Consider the following 18,883-nt stretch of genomic DNA (forward strand, 5'->3'; position numbering starts at 1 on the left):
CCATGGCTGTACGGGTCGGCATCAACGGGTTCGGACGCATCGGCCGCGACGTGCTGCGCGCCGCGTTCGACCGCAACGACACGGCGATCGAGATCGTCGCCGTCAACGACGTCACCGACGCGGAGACGCTGGCACACCTGCTCGCCTACGACTCGACGTACGGCCCGTGGAGCCGCCACGTCACCGTCGAGCGCAACACCATCACCGTGGACGATCACAGCATCCTCGTGACGTCGCAGGCGGATCCGGCAGAGCTCAACTGGGGCGTGCTCGGCGTCGAGGTCGTCATCGAGGCCTCGGGCCGCTTCCGCACCAGGGAGACAGCGGGAGTCCACCTCGAACGCGGTGCGCGCAAGGTCATCATCACCGCTCCGGGCAAGGACGTCGACGCCACGATCGTCATGGGCGTCAACGACGAGAGCTACGACGCGGGCAAGCACCACGTCATCTCGAACGCCTCGTGCACCACCAACTGCGCCGCCCCGATGGCGGCCGTGCTCGACGAGGCGTTCGGCATCGTCGAGGGCGTGATGACGACGATCCACAGCTACACCGGCGACCAGGCGTTGCTCGACCGCCCGCACAAGGACCTGCGCCGAGCGCGTTCGGCCGCGGTCAACATCATCCCGACCTCCACCGGTGCCGCCCGCGCCATCGGCCAGGTCATCCCGTCGCTGGACGGCAAGCTCGACGGCCTGGCCGTGCGCGTGCCGGTCGAGGACGGGTCGCTCACCGACCTGACCGTGCGGCTCGCCGAGCCGGCGACGGCGGGCCAGGTCAACAGCGCGTTCGAAGAGGCCGCCGCCCGGCATCTGAAGGGAATCCTGCGCTACACCACGGATCCCGTCGTCTCCCGTGACATCATCGGCGACCCGGCGTCGTGCGTGTTCGACGCCTCGCTCACCAAGGTGCAGGGACACGTCGTCAAGGTGATGGGCTGGTACGACAACGAGTGGGGCTACGCCCACCGCACGATCGACCTCGCGGACCGGGTGGCCAGGACGCTGCCGTGAACGAGCGGACCACCACCTGACCGCTGGTCCCCGAGCCGATGACCGGAGTCCTCCCGCAGCCGAGCACAAGTGCTCTGTCCGCGGTCGAGGACAGGCCCGATGGTGTTGGTATGGCTGAGATTCTCGTCGCGTACGCGACCAGGTCGGGTTCCACCAGGGAGATCGCCGAGGCCGTCGCGGAGCAGATCCGCCACGCCGCGCACGAAGTCGCCGTGCTGGACGCCGCGGACGTGCAGTCCGTCGAGCCGTACAAGGCGGTCGTGCTGGGCAGCGCGCTCTACTCCGGTCGCTGGCGGCCGGAGGCGGTCAGGCTGTTGAAGCGCAACGAGGAACTGCTCGTCCGCAAGCCGGTGTGGCTCTTCCACAGCGGCCCGCTCGGCCCCGGCCAGGTGCCCCAGCGCGCACCGCGCCAGGTGCGTGAGATCGCCGCACGCATCGGTGCGGAGGAACCCGTCACGTTCGGCGGCAGGCTCTCGAGCGACACCGCCGTCGGATTCCTCGCGAGGAGGATGGCGCGGACCGCCGCGGCCGGCGACTTCCGGGACTGGGACGAGATCCGGCTGTGGGCGTACGTGATCTCCGAAAGGCTGGTGGCCGCGCGCTGACGGTTCCGCCGGGACGCGGCCGCCGCTCAGCCCACGTCCCGGCGGCTCAGGGCGGTCAGTCCGGCCGCGATCAGCGCCGCCGCCACGACCATCAGCCAGACCGGGGTTCAGCGGTGACAGTGCCTCCCGGCCTGCGCGGCACGGAGGCCGGTGCAGCGTGGCGATGTCGCGCCACGGATCGGCGCCGAGGACCGCGGCCGTCGGCGCGCAGCCGTCCGAGCAGGATGCGCAACGTGGTCGTCCTGCCCGCGCCGCTTGGGGCCGGGCAGACCGTGAACCTCTCCCGTGCGGACGGTGAGGGCCAGTCCGTCAGGTGCGGTGATCGGGCCGAACGACCTCCTCAGACCGGACAGGGCGATCGCCGCTGTCATGCGTCCGAGGCCAGGCATCCGGCGAGTACCGGCGACGCGGCTTGGGGCACCACAGCACCGAATCGCAGGGCCCTGATCGCGATGATTCCGACGGCGGCCCGGTGCGGCAGAGGTCTGAGTCGAGCCGACGAGCAGAGCGGGGCAACGGTCACGGTCATCCCGCTCGAGAAGCCCCCGGACACCGGCACGGACGTGGCGTCAGGCGGCCGCCAGCGTGCCGAGAACCTGCCTGCCGACCGGCGTCAGGACGGCGGGAACACGCGTCCCCGCCCGGGATCGCGACACCGAGGCGACCAGCCCGGCGGTGCACAGGTCGTTGGTGGCGGTGAAGTCGCACCACAGTCCGTCCACCGACAGGCTGGGAACGCGGCCGCTGAGGATCTCGGCGCGGCCGTCCGCGACAGCCTGCAACATGGCTCGGTGGCGGGCGGTGTATCCGTGGACGCTCATCGGACTTCCCCTCTCGCACGTCCTTCGTGGTGAGGCAAGGCTGCTCTTCGGACCCGGCTGTGACGCAGATCCCAACGTGGTGACCGCACTGGGACCATCGCCGCGCCCCGGCGAGACCTGAGGCTCTGCCCGGTCAGGACACCGGCCGAGATGCTGGAGTGCATGAACACACTTCTGCGTTCCGTTCCCCTCGGCCGCTACCGGGGCGTCGTGCTGGGCGTGCACTGGTCGACCCTGGTCGTGGTGCTCCTCATCGCTCAGGTCATGGCCATGTCGTTCCTGCCCACCACCGCACCGGGGTACTCGCCGGTGAGCTATTGGCTGGCCGGTGTGGTCGTCGCGTTGGCGTTCATGGCGTCGTTGCTGGTCCACGAACTTGCGCACGCACGCGTCGCGACCCGCTACGGCGTCGGGGTCCGCCGCATCGACCTGTGGCTGCTGGGTGGCGCAACGGAGCTGACCGCACCGCCGCCGACACCGCGGGCCGATCTGCTGGTCGCGCTCGCCGGTCCCGGTGCGAGTGCGGTCACGGGAGTGGTGGCCGCACTGACCGCGACGGTGCTGGACGTGGCGGGTGTGCCCGCGCCGGTGACGTCGTCACTGATGTGGCTCGCGGTCGCCAACGTGCTGCTCGCCGCGTTCAACCTGGTGCCCGCCGCACCTCTCGACGGAGGAAGGGTGTTGCGGGCGATCATCTGGTGGCGCACGGGCGAGCAGGCTCGCGGTGAGCGGGTCGCCGCCTTCGCCGGGCGTGCGTTCGGGCTCGTGCTCGTCGCGGCCGGCGCGGGCGAGTCGTTCGCCGGGCGGATCTCCGGGGTGTGGCTCCTGCTCGCCGGGGTGTTCCTCGCGTTCTCCGCCTCGGCGGAGCAGTCTTACGACCAGGTCCGGCACCAGCTGGACGGTGTGCTGGTGCGCGAGGTGATGAAGCCGGACCCGCCCGTGGCACCGGGATGGTGGACCGTGGACGAGTTCCTGCGCTCCTGCACCGCCGACCGGCACCAGCGGGTGTTCCCGGTGATCTCCTCCGACGCGGAACCCGTGGGCGTGGTGAGCCTCGCCGATCTCGTGCGCGTGCCCGACCGGGCGCACACGCCGGTGTCCGCCATCGCCAGGGAGGTGCCTGTCGCGTCCGCCGGCGAGCCGCTGCTGGACGTGATCGGCAGGGTGTCGCTCACCGCCGGCAAGGACATCGTGCCGGTGCTCGAGGACGGCTTCCTCACCGGCGTGCTCGACGCCGAGGACGTCGCCTGGGCCACCGAGATCAGCAGAGCGGTGCCGCTCGGCGACCGGGAACCGTCGTCATGAGCGGAAACCGGACCGATCTCTACGAGATCCGGATGGCGCTGAGCTACCTGCTCCGGGACATGAGTGCGCCGGCGACGTTCAGCCTGTTCGTCCGGGGACTGCCTCCGACGCGCGGATTCCTCGTCGCGGCCGGGCTCGCCGACTGCCTGTCGTTCCTCGAGGACTTCCGCTTCACCGACGCCGAACTCGTCCACCTCGCCCGGCTCACCGGTCTCGACGTCACCCCTCTGGCCTGTGTGCGGTTCACCGGGGAGGTGCGCGCGGTCGCGGAGGGCCGGGTGGTGTTCGCGGGCGAGCCGCTGCTGGAGGTCACCGCTCCCCTGGCCGAGGCGCAGCTGGTCGAGACGGCGTTGCTGAACCTCCTCACCTACCAGACGGCGATCGCGTCCAAGGCCGCCCGCTGCCGGATCGCCGCGGCCGGACGTGACCTCGTCGACTTCGCCGCACGCCGTGCGCACGGCCCCGACGCCGCGATGGCGGCGGCACGGGCCTCGGCCATCGCGGGTTTCGCGGGCACCAGCTACGTCGCGGCCGCCGACCGGTATGGGCTCACCCCGAGCGGCACCATGGCTCACTCCTACGTGCAGGCGTTCCCGGACGAGTCCGCGGCGTTCGAGGCCTTCGCCGCGGACTTCCCGTCTTCCGCGGTCTTCCTGGTCGACACCTACGACACGCTCACCGGGGTGGACCGGGCGATCGAGGTGGCCCGGCGGATGCCCTCGCACCAGCCGGTCGGCATACGACTCGACTCGGGTGACCTGCACACCCTGTCGTGGGTGACCCGCAAGCGCCTTGACGAGGCGGGCCTGACCGACTCCCGCGTCATCGTCAGCGGCGGACTGGACGAGCGCGCGATCGACCGTCTCGTGGTGGCCGGTGCGCCGATCGACGTCTTCGGTGTGGGCACCCGGATGGGCGTCTCCTCCAACGCCCCCGCTCTCGACAGCGTGTACAAGCTGGTCGACCTGGACGGCAGGCCGACGACGAAGCTCTCCACGGGCAAGGCCGGCGTCCCTGGGCGCAAGCAGGTCTTCCGCGCCGCGGACCGGCCGGCCGACGTCTTGGCCCTGTACGACGAGGAAGTCCCCGAGGGCCACGAGCCCCTGCTGACGACCGTCATGCGCGACGGGCGGCGCGTCGGTCAGCCCCGAACCGAACCCGAGGTGGTGCGGGACGCGAGGGACAGGTGCACCGCCGACCTCAGCTGGCTGCCGGCGCACTCCCGGGACCTCGTCGATCCGACATCGGTGCGGGTGCGCGTCAGCGACCGGCTGCACGCGCTCACCGAGGACGTCCGCCGGTCGCTGTCCTCTCCACCGACCTGACTCGGCGGTCACGCGCGGCGCCGAGACCGCCGCCTGGCAGCGGGCGAAGGTCGCCTCGTCCACCACCTCGTCGTTGTGACGGGAGGAAGCGGAGACGACTGTCGCTCGTGGACGATCCGGGAGGCACGCGCGGCATGTCGCTGTTCGGGGCCGGCACGGTGTTGAACGGGCCCGAGGAGGAGTGACCGGGCGGCCAGGTCGTGACGTCCCGGGCGGAACGGGACCAATGACCGCGTCCCCACCCGCCGCACCCGAGAAGACTCAAATCAGGGAAACACTTGGGAGGCAACGATGTCCGCTGTTCACGCTCCAGCCCGCAGCCGTGTCGACGCGGCCGCGAAGTCCCTCGCGGTGCTCCGCATCGCGACGGGGTTGCTGTTCCTCTGGGCGTTCTTCGACAAGGCGTTCGGTCTCGGCTACGCCACGCAGTCCAAGAACGCGTGGTTCTCGGGCGGCTCGCCCACGAAGGGCTTCCTGAGCAGGGTCGACGTCGGACCGTTCCAGTCCGCCTTCCACGACATCGCGGGCACCTGGTGGGCCGATGGTCTCTTCATGATCGGCCTGCTCGCGATCGGGGTCGCCCTGGTGCTCGGCGTCGGCCTGCGCATCTCGGCGGTCGCCGGAACCCTGATGATGCTGCTGATGTGGGTCGCCGAATGGCCGCCGGCGCAGCACAACTCGGCCGGTGAGGCCACGATGTCCACCAACCCGATCATCGACTACCACGTCGTCTACGCGATCGTGCTGGTCGTGCTCGCGGCGACGGCATCGGGCGTTGTCTGGGGCCTGGGTCGCTGGTGGGCCGAACTGCCGCTGGTCAAGGCGAACACCTGGCTGCGGTGACGGCACCGCGGGAAGGGAGGGCACCTCGGTGCCCTCCCTTCCCGCGTGCACGGGATCAACCGGCGCGGTGGGCGTTCTCGATCTGTTCGTCCAGGCCCGGCCGCACGAGCAGGACGGGGCACGGCGCGTGCCGGATCACTGCCTGGCTGGTCGACCCGAGCAGTTTGCCCCGCAGACCGCCGGTGCCGTGCGACCCCACGACGAGCAGGGACGCGCCGGCGGCGAACTCGGCCAGGCGGTGAGCGGCGGACCCGTGCACGACGTGGCGCTCCACGGGTACACCGGAGTGCCGGTCCGCACATGCGGCGAGCCGCTGGGCCACCACGGCGTCCCGGGCGGTCTGGAGCTCCGACCACACGATCCCGAGCGAGGCGGCGAGCTCTTCGTTGCCCATCGGCGGCTTCCAGACGTGCACGGCGACGAGCGACGTACCCCGCGCCTCTGCTTCCACGAACGCGCGATCCAGCACGATCCAGTTGTGCGGTGCGCCGTTCACGCCGACGACGACAGGACCTTCTCCCTCGTCGCCCCGGACAACGGCCACAGGACACATCGCACGGCACGACAGCGAAACGGCGACCGAGCCGAGCAACAGGCCCGCGAAGCCGCCCAGCCCTCGGGAGCCCACTACGACCAGCACCGCGTCGGCCGACTCCCGTTCGAGCAGCCAGGCGGCCGTGCTGACCTCGACCCGGTGCGTGACGTCCAGCTCCGGCGCGACCTCGAGCGCGGCGGCGATGGCCTCGTACGCCCAGTTCATCGCCTCGTCGTGCAACGCCTCGCGGGCCATGCCGGTCATGTCCAGCGCGTCCGCGGGCAGTGGCATCTCCGCGTGCACGACGCGCAACGCCGCACCGCGGCGCACCGCTTCCGCGGCGGCCCAGCGGACGGCGCGCAGGGCCTGCCCCGATCCGTCCACCCCGACGACGACCACGTTCGCATGTCCGATCGGGACGGTCATCCGGCTCACCTCCCGGTCCACTCCGGGGAGATCCGCTCCCAGTCACGCGCCCACCGGCTCAGGCGGATTCGCTGGTGCGTGAACCGCGTCGCCAGGTAGAGCAACGTCATCGCGCCGGCCACGCCGGCCCACAGCAGCAACGCCAGCGCGATCGCGTCGATCGCCGCGCCCTCGGGGGTCATCGGCGGATCGGACGGGTCGCCGTGCTCGTCGACCCAGATCGTCACCGCGGCACCGGCCTGGGCGTCGTAGTGCGCCTGCACCTCGCCCCGCCGCGCGCTTCCGTCCGGCAGCCGCCACGTGGCGAGCACGGAGGCTGTCTCGACGACGCCGCCCCGCTCGGACGATCCGATCGTCTCCGGGGCGTCCTCGACGAGCACGGCGGTGGTCTCGTACCTGGTCGCCTGTTCCACGGCGACCCGGGACCGTTGGTGCGCATAGATCTCCGAGCCGGTGGCACCCGTGAGGGGCACGGCGAGGACCGTGACGGCGAGCCCCAGCGCGAGCACCGCGCCCTCGAGGCGGTCTCCCGCCGTGGCGAGCCGGTTGCGACCCGGGAAGGCTTGATGGACGAGTCGGGACATCGGTTTCGCGATCATGTGGTCCACCTCCTGGTTCAAGATTTCCGCGTGCGGGAGGCAGGTCCCAGGGTCCTTCGTCGCATCGGGGATGAGCCCGTGGTCTCGGCGGATCCGAGCCGGGATGCGGTGTCGGCGCCGGTGTGCGCACAGCAGGCTGAAGCGGACTTCGATTCCGGGGAGAACGCCATGACCACGCCACTTCTCGTCGCCGACCGGCACTGCTACGCCGACGTCAGGGACCGCCGGCTCGCGGCGATGCTGGCCGAGGAGGACGCGGCGGATGAGCTCGGGCTCGACCCGCTGGAGCGCCTCTCCTGCCGGGTGCACCGCCGCTGGCTGCACCACTGCGTGCACTCCGCGGACCACGTCATCAAGGTCACCGGTCACCGGTGGTGCCGCGACTGCTCGTCGGTCGCGTCCGTCGGTGTCGACGAGCTGACCGGTGACGTCCTGGTCCGCTGCGGGTCGTGCGGAACGGCTCCCGGCACGGCGGCCACCAGGCAGATCGTGCGCGCGTGCCGGGCGAGTCTGGCAGCAGCGCAAGGGTTCTTCCCCGGGAACGCCTGCGTGGAGCGGCAGTCCGCCTGACTGTCTCAAGTAGACGTACGACGCCCGACTGTGGACGCCGGAGGCACCTCGTCAACGGACTCGGGGCGAGCGGCGCGGCGTGGCCTGCCCGCGGAGCCACGCCGCGCCCTTCCCCCGTGGTCTCAGCCTAGTCGGGCTGGACCTCGATCTCGATCTTGCGCTCCTCCGGTGCGGCGGGCAGCGGGACGCGCACCTCCAGGATGCCCTTCTCGTACTTCGCGGAGATGTTCTCCGCCTCCGCCCCCGTGGGCAGCGTGACGGCGCGGGTGAACGAGCCGTAGTGGAACTCGGTCCGCTGGTGCTGCTTGGTGGTCTCCTCCCGCTTGGCCTTGATGGTCAGCACTCCGTTGGCCGCGCTGACGTCGACGTCCTTCGCGACGTCGAGTCCCGGCAGCTCCGCGCGGACGACGTAGGCACCGTCCTCGACGAAGTCCTCGATGTGCATGGGGTGCCTGGTCGAGAACGGCCAGGACGCCTCGAACACGTCCCACAGATCCGGGTGCAGTCCCCCGGAGGGACGACGGACGACCGATGTCATGTCCTCACCTTCCTGTCGTGGTTGTGTCGCACCAGCCCCGCGGCGTGATCGGGGACCTCTGTCTGCAGGGCGCGTGCGGTGCGCTGGTAGCCCGTCGAGGACGGGCGGTCGGGCACGGTGATCCGCGGCGCGGTCACCTCGTGGTAGTCGACGGTGCCGAGCAGGTGGGCGATCATGTTGATCCGCGCGCGCCGTTTGTCGTCGCCTTCGACCACGTACCAGGGGGAGTCGGCGATGTCGGTGTGGACCATCATCTCGTCCTTGGCGCGCGAGTAGTCCTCCCAGCGCGTCAGCGACTCGAGGTCCATCGGGGACAGCTTCCACCGCTTGAGCGGGTCGTCGAGCCGCTTGCGGAACCGGCGTTCCTGCTCGGCGTCGCTGACCGAGAACCAGTACTTGCGCAGCAGGATCCCGTCCTCGACGAGCATCCGCTCGAACAGCGGGCACTGGCGCAGGAACAGCCGGTGCTCCTCGGGCGTGCAGTAGCCCATCACGTGCTCGACTCCCGCGCGGTTGTACCAGCTGCGGTCCAGCAGCACGATCTCCCCCGCCGCCGGCAGATGTGCCACGTAGCGCTGGAAGTACCACTGGGTGCGCTCACGTTCGCTCGGCGCCGGCAGCGCCACGATCCGGGCGACGCGGGGGTTCAGGTGCTCGGTGATCCGCTTGATCGCCGACCCCTTGCCCGCCGCGTCACGCCCCTCGAAGATCACCACCAGGCGCGCGCCGGTCTCCCTGACCCACTCCTGCAGCTTCACGAGCTCGGTCTGCAGCCGCAGCAGCTCCCGCTCGTACGTCTCGCGGCCCAACCGGTCCATCAGGCGCCCTTTCCCCTGCGCTGGCGCCACTTCTCCAGCTCCACCAGCACGTACGACGCCGCGCTCAGCGCCACCACCGCGCCCCAGGCCTGCCAGCCGAGCGGAGCGGTGTGGAACAACGTGTTCATGAACGGCGCGTACGTGAGCAGCAGCTGCAGTCCGACCGTCAGCGCGACACCGACGAGCAGCCACCGGTTCGGTCCGGTGCTCGGCCGGAAGCGTTCCAGCGAACGGCAGTTGGACAGGTAGGCGATCTGTGCGCCGACGAACACGTTCACCGCCACGGTGCGCGCGACCTCGAGCGACGCGCCGGCCGAGAGCTGCCAGCGGAACGCGCCGAACGAGCACGCGAGCAGGATCGCCGAGACGAACAGGATGCGTCCGACGAGCTGCCTGGTCAGCAACGGCAGCGAGGGCGGCAACGGCGGGCGGTTCATCACGCCCGGCTCGCGCGGTTCGAACGCCAGCGTCAGTCCCAGTGCGACGGCCGTGGTCATGTTGATCCACAGGATCTGCACGGGCAGGATCGGCAACGCCACGCCGAGCAGGATCGCGGTGAGGATCACCAGTCCCTCGGCCATGTTCGTGGGCAGCGTCCAGATGATGAACTTGCGCAGGTTGTCGAAGACCGCGCGGCCCTCCTCGACCGCGGCGCGGATCGAGGCGAAGTTGTCGTCGGTCAGCACCATGTCAGCCGCCTGCTTCGCGACCTCGGTGCCTCCCTTGCCCATCGCCACGCCGATGTCCGCGCGCCGCAGCGCGGGGGCGTCGTTCACCCCGTCACCGGTCATCGCGACCACCTCGCCGGCGGCCTGCATCTCCTTCACCAGCCGCAACTTCTCCTCCGGCGCCACGCGGGCGTGCACGGAGGAGATCCCGAACTCGGCCGCGATCGAGCGCGCGGTCGCCGGGTGGTCGCCGGTGATCATCTTGACCTCGATGCCCGCCGCCTGGCAGGCCCGCACCGCCTCGATCGCCTCGGGACGGGCGGGGTCGTGCATCGCCACGACGCCCAGCAGTTCGACGGTGCCGCGCAAGCCCTCCTCGGTCAGCTCCGCACCCGCCGCGCGGCCGATCGCGAGCACCCGCAGGCCGGTGTGAGCCAGTTCCTCGGCCTCCGGGAAGTGGTCGAATCCCGCCAGCGCCAGGACGCGTTCGACCGCGCCCTTGACGTACACCACGTCGTTCGCGTGCCTGGTCGCCATGAACAGCCGCTCCGAGCTGAACGGCAGCGTGTCCACCCGTGCGGGCACGTCGTCCTCGCACAGCCCGGCCTTGCGCGCCGCCACCACCAGCGCGGCCTCGGTCGGATCACCGATCGGCAGCCAGCGCCCGTCCTCCTCGACGATCCGCGCGTCGTTGCACGCCAGACCGGCCAGCAGGCACTCGCGCAGAACCGGGGTCACGAACGGCGTGACGGAACCCTCAGGGGCATAACCGATCCCGGAGAGCTCGTAGCGCGTCCCCGCGGTCAGGACGACCGTGCCGACCGTCATCGCGTTGGCCGTCAGGGTTCCCGTCTTGTCCGTGCAGATCACGGTGGTGCTGCCCAGCGTCTCCACGGCGGGCAGACGCCGGATGATCGCGTTGCGCCGCGCCATCCGCGCCACGCCGATCGCCAGCGTCACCGTGACGGCCGCGGGCAGACCCTCCGGGATCGCGCCGACGGCGAGAGCGACGGCCGCAGTCACCATCTCGGCGAACGGCTCGCCGCGCAGCACTCCCACCACGACGCTGAAGGCGGCGAGCCCGAGGATCACCACGGTCAGCACCTGGCTGAAATGGGCGAGCTTGCGCGTCAGCGGGGTCTGCACGGTGGTCGTGGTGCTCACCAGCCGGTGCACCCGGCCGATCTCGGTGTCCGCACCGGTCGCGACCACGACACCGCGCCCGGCGCCCGCGGTCACCAGCGTGCTGGAGTAGGCCATGTTCGCGCGATCGGCGAGGGCGGTGTCCGAGGGCAGCGTCACCGGGTTCTTCGTCACCGGTACGGACTCCCCGGTCAGCGCCGACTCGTCGACGTGCAGTTCGTCGGTGGACATCAGCCGGAGGTCGGCGCCGACCTGGTCACCCGCCTCCAGCACCACGAGGTCGCCGGGCACGAGCTCCGCGGACGGAACGCGAGTGGTGAGTCCGTCTCGCACGACCGTGACCTCGGTGCGCACCATCGCGGTCAACGCGTCCAGCGCCCGTTCGGCCCGTGCCTCCTGGACGAACCCGATGATCGCGTTGACCACGACGACGCCGAACACCACCGACGCGTCCACGACCTCGCCGAGCGCGGCGGTGATCGTCGCCGCCGCGAGCAACACGTAGATGAGCGGGTGGTGCAGCTGTCCGAGCAGCCGCACCACCCACCCCGGCCCGCGGTGAGCGGGCAGCTCGTTGGGACCGAGCCGGGCCAGCCGGTCCCGCCACTCGGCGGCCGAGAGGCCGGCGCCGGAATCGGACTCGGCGAGCAGGACGACCTCCGCAGCGGGCAGCCCGTGGTGGACGACGTCCTCGCGCTCAGGAGCGGTGACCGGCATGGTCCACCCTCAGGTGCGGGTCTTCGTGGCTGAGCGCCCGCAGCACGTCGAGGCGGTTGACCATCCCGACGAGCTGTCCCTCGTCGAGGACCGGCACGCAGATCACCTCGTAGCGGGTCATCGCCTCGAAGAGCGACTCCGCGTCGAAACCGGGTCCGACGGTGAGCGCCGGCCTGGTCATGACCCGCTCCACCTTGGGCGCGTCCTCGTCGTCACGCCGGCACCCCGCCCTGGTCACCACGCCGAGGAACCCCAGCCGGTCGACGACCGGCAGGACGGTGAGGCCGAAGTCGTCCATCAGCCCTTCGGCGTGACGAGCGAAGTCGCGCGGCCCCACGGTCACGAGTGGCCGCATCACCAGGTCTCCGGCCTTCATCGCGTGCTCTCCGCGTGCTCGCGGTCGGTCACCGGGATCACGACGATCGGGGCGTGCGCGTGGCGCACCACGTGCATGCTGGTCGAGCCGAGGACCGCCTGCCGGATCCGGTGGTCCGTGTGCGAGGCGACGACCAGCATCGCCGCGCCCTCCGACGCCGTCTCCAGCACCTCGGCCGCGGACCCGCGCAGGCTGCGCCGCACGATCTCCGGCCGGTCGGTCCTGCCTTCGAGCACGCGGTCCAGCGCCTGCTCCATCAGCCGCTCCGACGCGGCCTTCTCGCGCTGGGCCGAGGTCTCCGTCCAGTCGACCAGCGCCTCGTACTGCCAGACGTTCACGACGTGCAGCGGGCATCCGCGCACGACGGCCTCGTCCACCGCCCACGTGAGCGCGCGGTCCGAAGCGGGCGTCCCGTCCACACCCACCACGACGGGCTTCGCGTTCGTGCTCATCTCGATCTCCTCGTCTCGTGTTGTCAGCTGGTCCGCAGCCGCCGCAGGAACGGGTCGGTCCGCCGCGCGGGTGCGACGCGGACCCTGGCGTCGACCACCAGGCACCCCTTCTCCGACACGACGAGCGGGTTGATGTCGAGCTCGACCACCTCGGGCAGTGCCGCGGCGAGCGCGGCGACCCGGAGCAGGACGTCACGCACGGACTCCCTGTCTGCGTCCGCCAGCGCGGCACCGGCCGCGCGGAAGCTGTGCAGCAGGCCGTCCGCGTCCGCAGTGGACAGCGGTGCCAGCGCGGCGGTCCTGTCGTCGATGACGTCGGTGTCCACGCCGCCCAGCCCCGTCACGACGAGCGGCCCGAACTTCTCGTCGGTCGCCACCCCGACGAGGAGCTCCCTTCCGCGGTCGGCCATCGGTTGCACGAACACGCCGCGCAGCCGGTCGCCGAAGCGCTCCTGGAACGCGCGGAAAGCGGCGGCCACACCGTCGGCGTCGGCGACGCCGAGTTCCACGCCGCCGCCCTTGCTCTTGTGCAGCAGGTCGTCGGCCACGGCCTTGAGTGCCACCGGCGCGTCGTACGCGCGTTGCGCCGATGCCGCGTGTTCGGCGGTCGTGGCGAACGTGCCACCGAGCACCGGCAGGTCGAACGCCTTGAGCAGCGTCACGACCTCGTCCGGCGTCAGCCAGCCCTCACCGCGGCGTGCCACGACCGCCTGAGCCGTGACCAGGTCCACGCCGTCGAGCTCGGGGATCTCCGCCGGCCTCGCCAGCCACTCCGCGCGTTCCGCGAGCCGGGCGAGCGCCGCCGCCGCGCGGGCGGGTTCGGCGTAGCAGGGCACCTCGCCCGCGAGCCGTTCGGTCTGCCCCGTGCGCACGGCCAGCACCGGCTTGCCCTCGACGCGGTGCACTCCCCCGGTGGGGTCGCCGAGCGCGGTCGGCACGGTCACGGTGATCACGGCGTCGACGGACAGATCGGCCGCGACGACGTCCAGGCAGCGGGCGAACGTCGCCTCGTCCACCACGGCGGTCGTGTCGACCGGGTCGTGCGTGCTCGCGACCGGTGGCAGCAGCTTGCGCAGCGCGGCGACCGTCTTCTCGGACAGGTCCGCCACGTGCAGTCCTTCCCGCACGCACGCGTCCGCGGCCAGGACGCCGAGACCGCCGGCGTTGCTCACCACGGCGACGGAACGGCCTGCCGGCAGCGGTTGCCAGCTCAGGGCCATCAGCACGTCGACGAGCTCCGGCACGCCGTCCACCGCGATCACGCCGGCCTGGCGGAACAGCGCGTCCCTGGTGACCGACGGCGTCGCGGCCGAGGCCGTGTGGGATGCGGCGGCGCGCTGCCCGGCCTCGCTGGTGGCGGACCGGATCGCGAGCACCGGCTTCTCGCGGGCGACGCGCCGGGCCAGGCGGGCGAACTTGCGCGCGTTGCCGAAGGACTCGAGGTACAGCACCACGAACCGGGTGTCCTGGTCGTGTTCCCACCACATCAGCAGGTCGTTGCCGCTGACGTCGAGCTTGTCGCCGGTCGACACCAGGCTCGACAGCCCGAGTCCCAGGCGTCGCAGCTCCTCCTGCACGCCGATGGCGATGCCGCCGGACTGCGTGACCAGCCCGATGTCGCCCGCGAGCGTGCTGTGGGCGGCGAAGGTGGCGTTCATCCGGACGGCGGGCGCGGTCGTCGAGACGCCCAGGCAGTTCGGGCCGACCAGCCTCATGTCGTAGGTGCGCACGACTTTCGCCAGTTCGCCGGCGTCCACGCCGGACGAGATGACGACCACGGCCCGCACTCCCCGGCGTCCGCACTCCTCGGCGACGCTGGGCACGGCCTTGGCCGGGACGCACAGCACCGCGAGGTCCGGTGGTTCGGGCAGCGCGGTCACCGAGGGGTAGCAGTCGACGCCGGCGACGGACTTCGCGTGCGGGTTGACGGCGTACAGGTCGCCGGTGAAGTTCCCCTCGACCAGGTTGCGCAGCACGACGTGGCCGACCGAGTCGGCCGACCTGCCCGCGCCCACCACGGCGATCGACCCCGGACGCAGCACGTGCGTGAGACTCGCGACGTCGGCGACGGCCTCGCGTTCGGCCACCGCGTCGAGATAGCGGTCGCAGGCCTCCAGGCCCAGGTCGACGTGCACGACGTCGCCGTCGGGCACGACCGTCCACACCAGACCCATGTCGGTGAAGACCCGCAGCATCCGGAAGTTCATGGCGAGGACCTCGGCCGTGAACCGGCGCACGCCCCGTCCGCGGGCCAGGGAGACCAGGTGCTCCAGCAACAAGGTGCCGATGCCGTGCGTCTGCTCGGCGTGCGACACGACCAGCGCGACCTCCGCGCAGTCGGCGTCGGCCATCAGGACGTAGCTCGCCGCGCCCAGCAGCCGGTCACCCCGCAGCGCGCCCATCACGACGTGGCCGGGTTCGTCCGGGGACACCATGCGCTGCACGAAGTCCTCGAGCTGGTGCGTCGAGGTGCTGAAGAACCTCAGGTACCTGTCCTCGACCGGCAACGACCGGTGCAGGTCCAGCAGCGCCGACACGTCGGCAGGCCCCAGTTCGCGGACCGTGACGGCCGTTCCGTCCGCGAGCAGTGCCCGGACGGGAGCCTGTGACGAGGTCATGTCGATCCTTCCTCGGCGGAGATCCGCGAGCGGTCAGAGCAGGGGGCCGGGGGTGAGCGGTGCGGCTGGAGCGGCGGTCCGCTGTTCGGGCACGGCCTCGGTCTCGACGGGCTTCGGCGCGCGGACCACGACCACCGGGCACGGCGCGTGGTGCACGCAGTAGGAGCTGACCGAGCCGATGATCGCCTCGACGATCGGCCCGTGCCCGCGACTGCCCACCACGAGCAGTTCCGCGTCCTGCGCCGCCCTGACGAGCGCGGTCCTCGGGTCGCCCTCGACGAGCAGCCGCAGGATCTCGACGTCCTTGAACGGCTCGACGGCTCCGTCCAGCACCTCCTGCTGCGCCGCGCGCCTGTTCTCCGGTGACAGCTGCAGGGCGATCTCGGCGGCCATCGACCCGATGGCCATGCCGTAGTCCATGTGCCACGCGGAGACCGCTTCGACGCGGCAGCCGCGCAACCGGGCTTCGGCGACGGCCCACCTCAGCGCCTCCAGGGCGGCAGGAGACCCGTCCACGCCGACCACGATGGGCCGGGATTCGTTCTCTCTCATGTACTTCAGCCTCGCGGTCCGCCGTGTCGCGGGTGAGTGCCCGGGGTCCTCCGGCGTCCGGGACCTTCGTCCTACCAGGCCATCCCGAGAGCCACGGCGACGACGACCGGCGCCAGCCACGCGCCCAGCCGCAGCGCGAAACGCGGACCGCCCGTGACGGTGGCGAGGACCAGCTTCACGACGGTGTTCGTGGCCAGCGCGGCGCCGCACGCCAGCACGGCCGTGTGCACGGGGATCGACCGCGGCGCGAGGGAAGCGGCCGCGATCGCCGCGGCGTGCGCGTCCGCGAGGCCACCGAGGGCACTCGCGGCCACCACTCCCCCGCCACCGAGCCACTCCGCCGCGGCACGGGTGGCCACGAGGAACAGCACCAGGACCGCCGCGAGGGACAGTGCGGCCCTGAGCGACATGGGTCTGCTGACCACGGGTTCGTCATTCGCCACGTCCGCGGGTTTCGTGCGCCACACCAGCCACGCGACCTCGGCCAGCAGCACCGCGACGCCCGCGCCGACCGCGGGCAGCAGGCTCAGCGCGACCTGCGGGCTCGCGACGGCGGTCACCGCGAGGATCTGCGCGAGCGTGGCGAGGTTGACCGCCACGGCTCCGGGAAACGCGGCCGCGCCGACGACCCGGTACCTGCGGGCCATCACCGCCGTCGTCGCCGAGCCGGAGACGAACCCGCCGGCGAACCCGGCGACCAGCAGGCCCCAGCGTTCACCGAACGCCCTGGCCGCGACGTACCCCGCCCAGCCGATGACCGTGACCGCGATGACCAGCCACCACACCCGGGCGGGGTTCAGCACGCCGTACGGGCCGAGCGGACGGTTGGGCAGCAACGGCAGCACGACGAACGCGACGACGAAGAGGATCATCGCGTCCCGCACGTCCTGGTCGCTGATCACCTTGCGCGCGAACCGGTGCAACGGCCGTTTCGCCGCCAGCAGGGCCGCGGCCGCCACGCCGGCAGGCACCGCGAGCTCTGGTCGTGACCACGCGAGCGCGCCGAGCAGGAACGTCGCGACGGCGGCGATCTCGGTCGTGGCACCGGGTTCGGTGGTGCGCAGGTACCAGGCGATGACCAGCGCGGCCACCGCGCCGAGCGCCACGCCCAGCGCGACCGGGGACAGCGCGGCGCTGATCGCACCGGCCAGCGCGATCAGCGGGAACGTGCGCGAACCCGCCGGCCTGGTGGAGTCGCGCGCGTTGTCGTGCTCGCGCTCCACCCCGAGCAGCAGGCCGATCGCGAGCGCCGTCGCGAGGTGGCCGAGCGCGACGGCGGTACCCACGCCTCAGCCCACGTTCAGGCGTGCGGCCTCGTCTTCGGCCGTGACGACGTGCGCATCCGGGCCGGGGAAGACCAGAGACTCGTGGCCGTTGTCCAGCCACCGCACCACGTACGGCGGGCTGCCGTCCTCGTGCCGCAGCCGCACGATCTGCCCGCGCCGTCCGCCGTGGTCCACGACAGGCCCCTCGACGACCAGCCAGTCACCCGCCTTCGCCTTCACGACACCGGCCTCACGATCGCCAGCGGGCACGGCGCGTTGTACGCGAGCGCCTGACTCGTCGACCCGAGCAGCATGCCGGCGAAACCGCCGTGCCCGCGGCTGCCCACCACCACGAGCTGTGCCTCGGACCCGTACCGCATCAGCGCGCGCACCGGCCGATCACGCAGGACGACTCGGGTGACCGGGACGTCCGGGTACTTCTCCTGCCACCCGGCGAGACGCTCGGCGAGCACCCTGCGTTCGTCCTCCTCGACCTGGCCCCAGTCCACGGTGAACCGCGACGCGGTGTAGGCGCTTTCCACCATGAAGTCCTGCCAGCACGTCACCGCGGTCAGCGGAGCGCCGCGCACCGAGGCCGCCTCGAAGGCGAAGGCCAGTGCCGCCTCGCTCGTCGGGGAACCGTCGACGCCGACCACGACAGGACCACCCGGCACCCCGGTGCCGCGCACGACGACGAGCGGGCACTCGCCGTGGGACGCGAGAGCGAGGGCGGTCGAGCCGACCAGCAGTCCCGTGACGGTCCCGAGTCCCTGCGAACCGAGCACCATCAGCCGGGCCTCGCGGGACTCGCCGATCAGCAGCGCGGTCCCGTTCTCGCACACGCGCTCGGTGGTCACCTCGACGTCCGGCGCCGCGGAGCGAGCGGCCGCGGCGGCTTCGGTGAGCCAGGCGTCGGACTGCTCCTCGATCGCACGGCGGATCTCGGTGCTCGTGATCACGATCCCGGTGTAGCCGGGGGCCGGCAGGACGTATCCGTGCACCAGTCTCAGCGGCGCGCGGTGACGGGCGCACTCGGTGGCGGCCCACTTCACCGCGGCCAGTGCCGAGGACGAGCCGTCGACGCCGACCACGACCGGAGCGGCGGGTCCCTTCATCACTTTCCTCCTGTCAGCACGCGCACCCGCAACACGCCGTGGATCGACTTGGCGAGTGCCGCGAGAACGTTCCTGGTCTCCTCGTCGGCGTTCTCGGCGCCGATCGTCGCCTCGCCGTCGCGGAGGACGACCGTCCACTTGCGACTACCGCCGTAGATGTCCAGCACCCGCTGGACCTCCGCCTGCACGGTCGTGTCCGTCCTGGCGAGCGCCCGGACGAGGTCCCGCCGCGTCACGACGCCGACGACCTGTGCGCCGTCCACGATCGGGAAACAGCGGACGTGGTCGTCGACCATCGCGCGCGCCAGCACCGGCACCTGGGCGTCACCGTCCATCCCCACCGCCGGAGTGGTCATCACGTCGCCCACGCGGGACGAGCCCGTCTCGTCGCCGTAGCCGTTGCGCAGCAGGTCGGCCTCGGTCACGATGCCGATGAGCCGTTTGTCGTCGTCGACGACCGGCAGCGCGGTGAACCCGTGCGACACGAGCAACGCCGCGGCCCCGCGCACGGGCACCTCCGGCTTCACCGTGATCGCCGGGCTGGTCATGATCTCGCGAGCGCGCATGGCGTTCTCCCTT

The 18,883-nt window shown here is 71.7% G+C and carries 20 protein-coding genes; 6 read left to right on the forward strand and 14 right to left on the reverse strand.

Annotated features, from left to right (window positions below):
• Positions 1-2: 2 nt before the first annotated feature.
• Positions 3-1,013, forward strand: coding sequence for a type I glyceraldehyde-3-phosphate dehydrogenase (gene gap / locus ACWF7A_RS06215; protein ID WP_452249342.1), 1,011 nt, complete (start codon positions 3-5; stop codon positions 1,011-1,013).
• Positions 1,014-1,123: 110 nt separating this feature from the next.
• A complete protein-coding gene (locus ACWF7A_RS06220; RefSeq protein ID WP_452249343.1) occupies positions 1,124-1,618 on the forward strand; it encodes a flavodoxin domain-containing protein in 495 nt (164 codons plus the stop codon).
• A gap of 569 nt (positions 1,619-2,187) precedes the next feature.
• On the opposite strand, the gene ACWF7A_RS06225 is transcribed toward ACWF7A_RS06220, so the two are convergent.
• The gene (locus ACWF7A_RS06225) at positions 2,188-2,439 is read right to left on the reverse strand and encodes a hypothetical protein (protein WP_452249344.1); all 252 of its coding nucleotides are present in this window, start codon (positions 2,437-2,439) and stop codon (positions 2,188-2,190) included.
• Between the two features lie 162 nt (positions 2,440-2,601).
• Between ACWF7A_RS06225 and ACWF7A_RS06230 the strand changes: the two genes are divergently transcribed.
• The 3 genes from ACWF7A_RS06230 to ACWF7A_RS06240 all read left to right on the forward strand — a co-directional run bounded on the left by ACWF7A_RS06230 (position 2,602) and on the right by ACWF7A_RS06240 (position 5,912).
• Positions 2,602-3,744, forward strand: a complete 1,143-nt coding sequence (locus ACWF7A_RS06230; protein ID WP_452249345.1) for a site-2 protease family protein — start codon at positions 2,602-2,604, stop codon at positions 3,742-3,744.
• Positions 3,741-5,069: a nicotinate phosphoribosyltransferase gene (locus ACWF7A_RS06235; RefSeq protein ID WP_452249346.1), complete on the forward strand. Its 1,329-nt coding sequence runs from the start codon at positions 3,741-3,743 to the stop codon at positions 5,067-5,069. Before ACWF7A_RS06230 ends, ACWF7A_RS06235 begins: the two co-directional genes overlap by 4 nt.
• Before the next feature lie 291 nt (positions 5,070-5,360).
• The gene (locus tag ACWF7A_RS06240; protein ID WP_452249347.1) at positions 5,361-5,912 is read left to right on the forward strand and encodes a hypothetical protein; all 552 of its coding nucleotides are present in this window, start codon (positions 5,361-5,363) and stop codon (positions 5,910-5,912) included.
• Between the two features lie 55 nt (positions 5,913-5,967).
• Here the strand turns inward: ACWF7A_RS06240 and ACWF7A_RS06245 are convergent, their stop codons facing one another.
• Both ACWF7A_RS06245 and ACWF7A_RS06250 read right to left on the reverse strand, forming a co-directional pair.
• Positions 5,968-6,873 (reverse strand): universal stress protein, encoded by a 906-nt coding sequence (locus ACWF7A_RS06245; RefSeq protein ID WP_452249348.1) that lies wholly within the window; start codon positions 6,871-6,873, stop codon positions 5,968-5,970.
• Positions 6,874-6,878: 5 nt separating this feature from the next.
• On the reverse strand, positions 6,879-7,472 hold the full coding sequence (locus ACWF7A_RS06250) for an Rv1733c family protein (RefSeq protein WP_452249349.1): 594 nt from the start codon (positions 7,470-7,472) through the stop codon (positions 6,879-6,881).
• A 168-nt stretch (positions 7,473-7,640) separates the two neighbouring features.
• Between ACWF7A_RS06250 and ACWF7A_RS06255 the strand changes: the two genes are divergently transcribed.
• Positions 7,641-8,042, forward strand: a complete 402-nt coding sequence (locus ACWF7A_RS06255) for a hypothetical protein (RefSeq protein WP_452249350.1) — start codon at positions 7,641-7,643, stop codon at positions 8,040-8,042.
• A 127-nt stretch (positions 8,043-8,169) separates the two neighbouring features.
• Here ACWF7A_RS06255 and ACWF7A_RS06260 read toward each other — a convergent pair whose 3' ends face one another.
• From ACWF7A_RS06260 to ACWF7A_RS06310, 11 genes are all read right to left on the reverse strand, one after another.
• Positions 8,170-8,580 (reverse strand): Hsp20/alpha crystallin family protein, encoded by a 411-nt coding sequence (locus tag ACWF7A_RS06260; RefSeq protein ID WP_452249351.1) that lies wholly within the window; start codon positions 8,578-8,580, stop codon positions 8,170-8,172.
• Entirely contained in the window at positions 8,577-9,398 is an 822-nt protein-coding gene (ppk2, locus tag ACWF7A_RS06265) for a polyphosphate kinase 2 (protein ID WP_452249352.1), read from the reverse strand. Before ppk2 ends, ACWF7A_RS06260 begins: the two co-directional genes overlap by 4 nt.
• Entirely contained in the window at positions 9,398-11,926 is a 2,529-nt protein-coding gene (locus tag ACWF7A_RS06270; RefSeq protein WP_452249353.1) for an HAD-IC family P-type ATPase, read from the reverse strand. The genes ppk2 and ACWF7A_RS06270 overlap by 1 nt, the downstream gene beginning before the upstream one ends.
• Positions 11,907-12,302 (reverse strand): CBS domain-containing protein, encoded by a 396-nt coding sequence (locus ACWF7A_RS06275; protein ID WP_452249354.1) that lies wholly within the window; start codon positions 12,300-12,302, stop codon positions 11,907-11,909. Before ACWF7A_RS06275 ends, ACWF7A_RS06270 begins: the two co-directional genes overlap by 20 nt.
• Positions 12,299-12,754, reverse strand: a complete 456-nt coding sequence (locus ACWF7A_RS06280) for a universal stress protein (protein WP_452249355.1) — start codon at positions 12,752-12,754, stop codon at positions 12,299-12,301. The genes ACWF7A_RS06275 and ACWF7A_RS06280 overlap by 4 nt, the downstream gene beginning before the upstream one ends.
• A 23-nt stretch (positions 12,755-12,777) precedes the next feature.
• Positions 12,778-15,372, reverse strand: coding sequence for a bifunctional acetate--CoA ligase family protein/GNAT family N-acetyltransferase (locus ACWF7A_RS06285; RefSeq protein WP_452249356.1), 2,595 nt, complete (start codon positions 15,370-15,372; stop codon positions 12,778-12,780).
• Positions 15,373-15,405: 33 nt separating this feature from the next.
• Positions 15,406-15,924 (reverse strand): universal stress protein, encoded by a 519-nt coding sequence (locus ACWF7A_RS06290; protein ID WP_452249357.1) that lies wholly within the window; start codon positions 15,922-15,924, stop codon positions 15,406-15,408.
• A gap of 71 nt (positions 15,925-15,995) precedes the next feature.
• Positions 15,996-17,210, reverse strand: a complete 1,215-nt coding sequence (locus tag ACWF7A_RS06295) for an MgtC/SapB family protein (protein ID WP_452249358.1) — start codon at positions 17,208-17,210, stop codon at positions 15,996-15,998.
• Between the two features lie 3 nt (positions 17,211-17,213).
• Positions 17,214-17,429: a DUF1918 domain-containing protein gene (locus ACWF7A_RS06300; RefSeq protein ID WP_452249359.1), complete on the reverse strand. Its 216-nt coding sequence runs from the start codon at positions 17,427-17,429 to the stop codon at positions 17,214-17,216.
• Positions 17,426-18,304 carry a universal stress protein gene (locus ACWF7A_RS06305; RefSeq protein ID WP_452249360.1) on the reverse strand — a complete coding sequence of 293 codons (879 nt, stop codon included), beginning with the start codon at positions 18,302-18,304 and terminating at the stop codon, positions 17,426-17,428. Before ACWF7A_RS06305 ends, ACWF7A_RS06300 begins: the two co-directional genes overlap by 4 nt.
• On the reverse strand, positions 18,304-18,870 hold the full coding sequence (locus tag ACWF7A_RS06310) for a CBS domain-containing protein (RefSeq protein ID WP_452249361.1): 567 nt from the start codon (positions 18,868-18,870) through the stop codon (positions 18,304-18,306). Before ACWF7A_RS06310 ends, ACWF7A_RS06305 begins: the two co-directional genes overlap by 1 nt.
• Positions 18,871-18,883 lie beyond the last annotated feature (13 nt).

The organism is Lentzea sp. NPDC055074 (genome assembly GCF_053608005.1).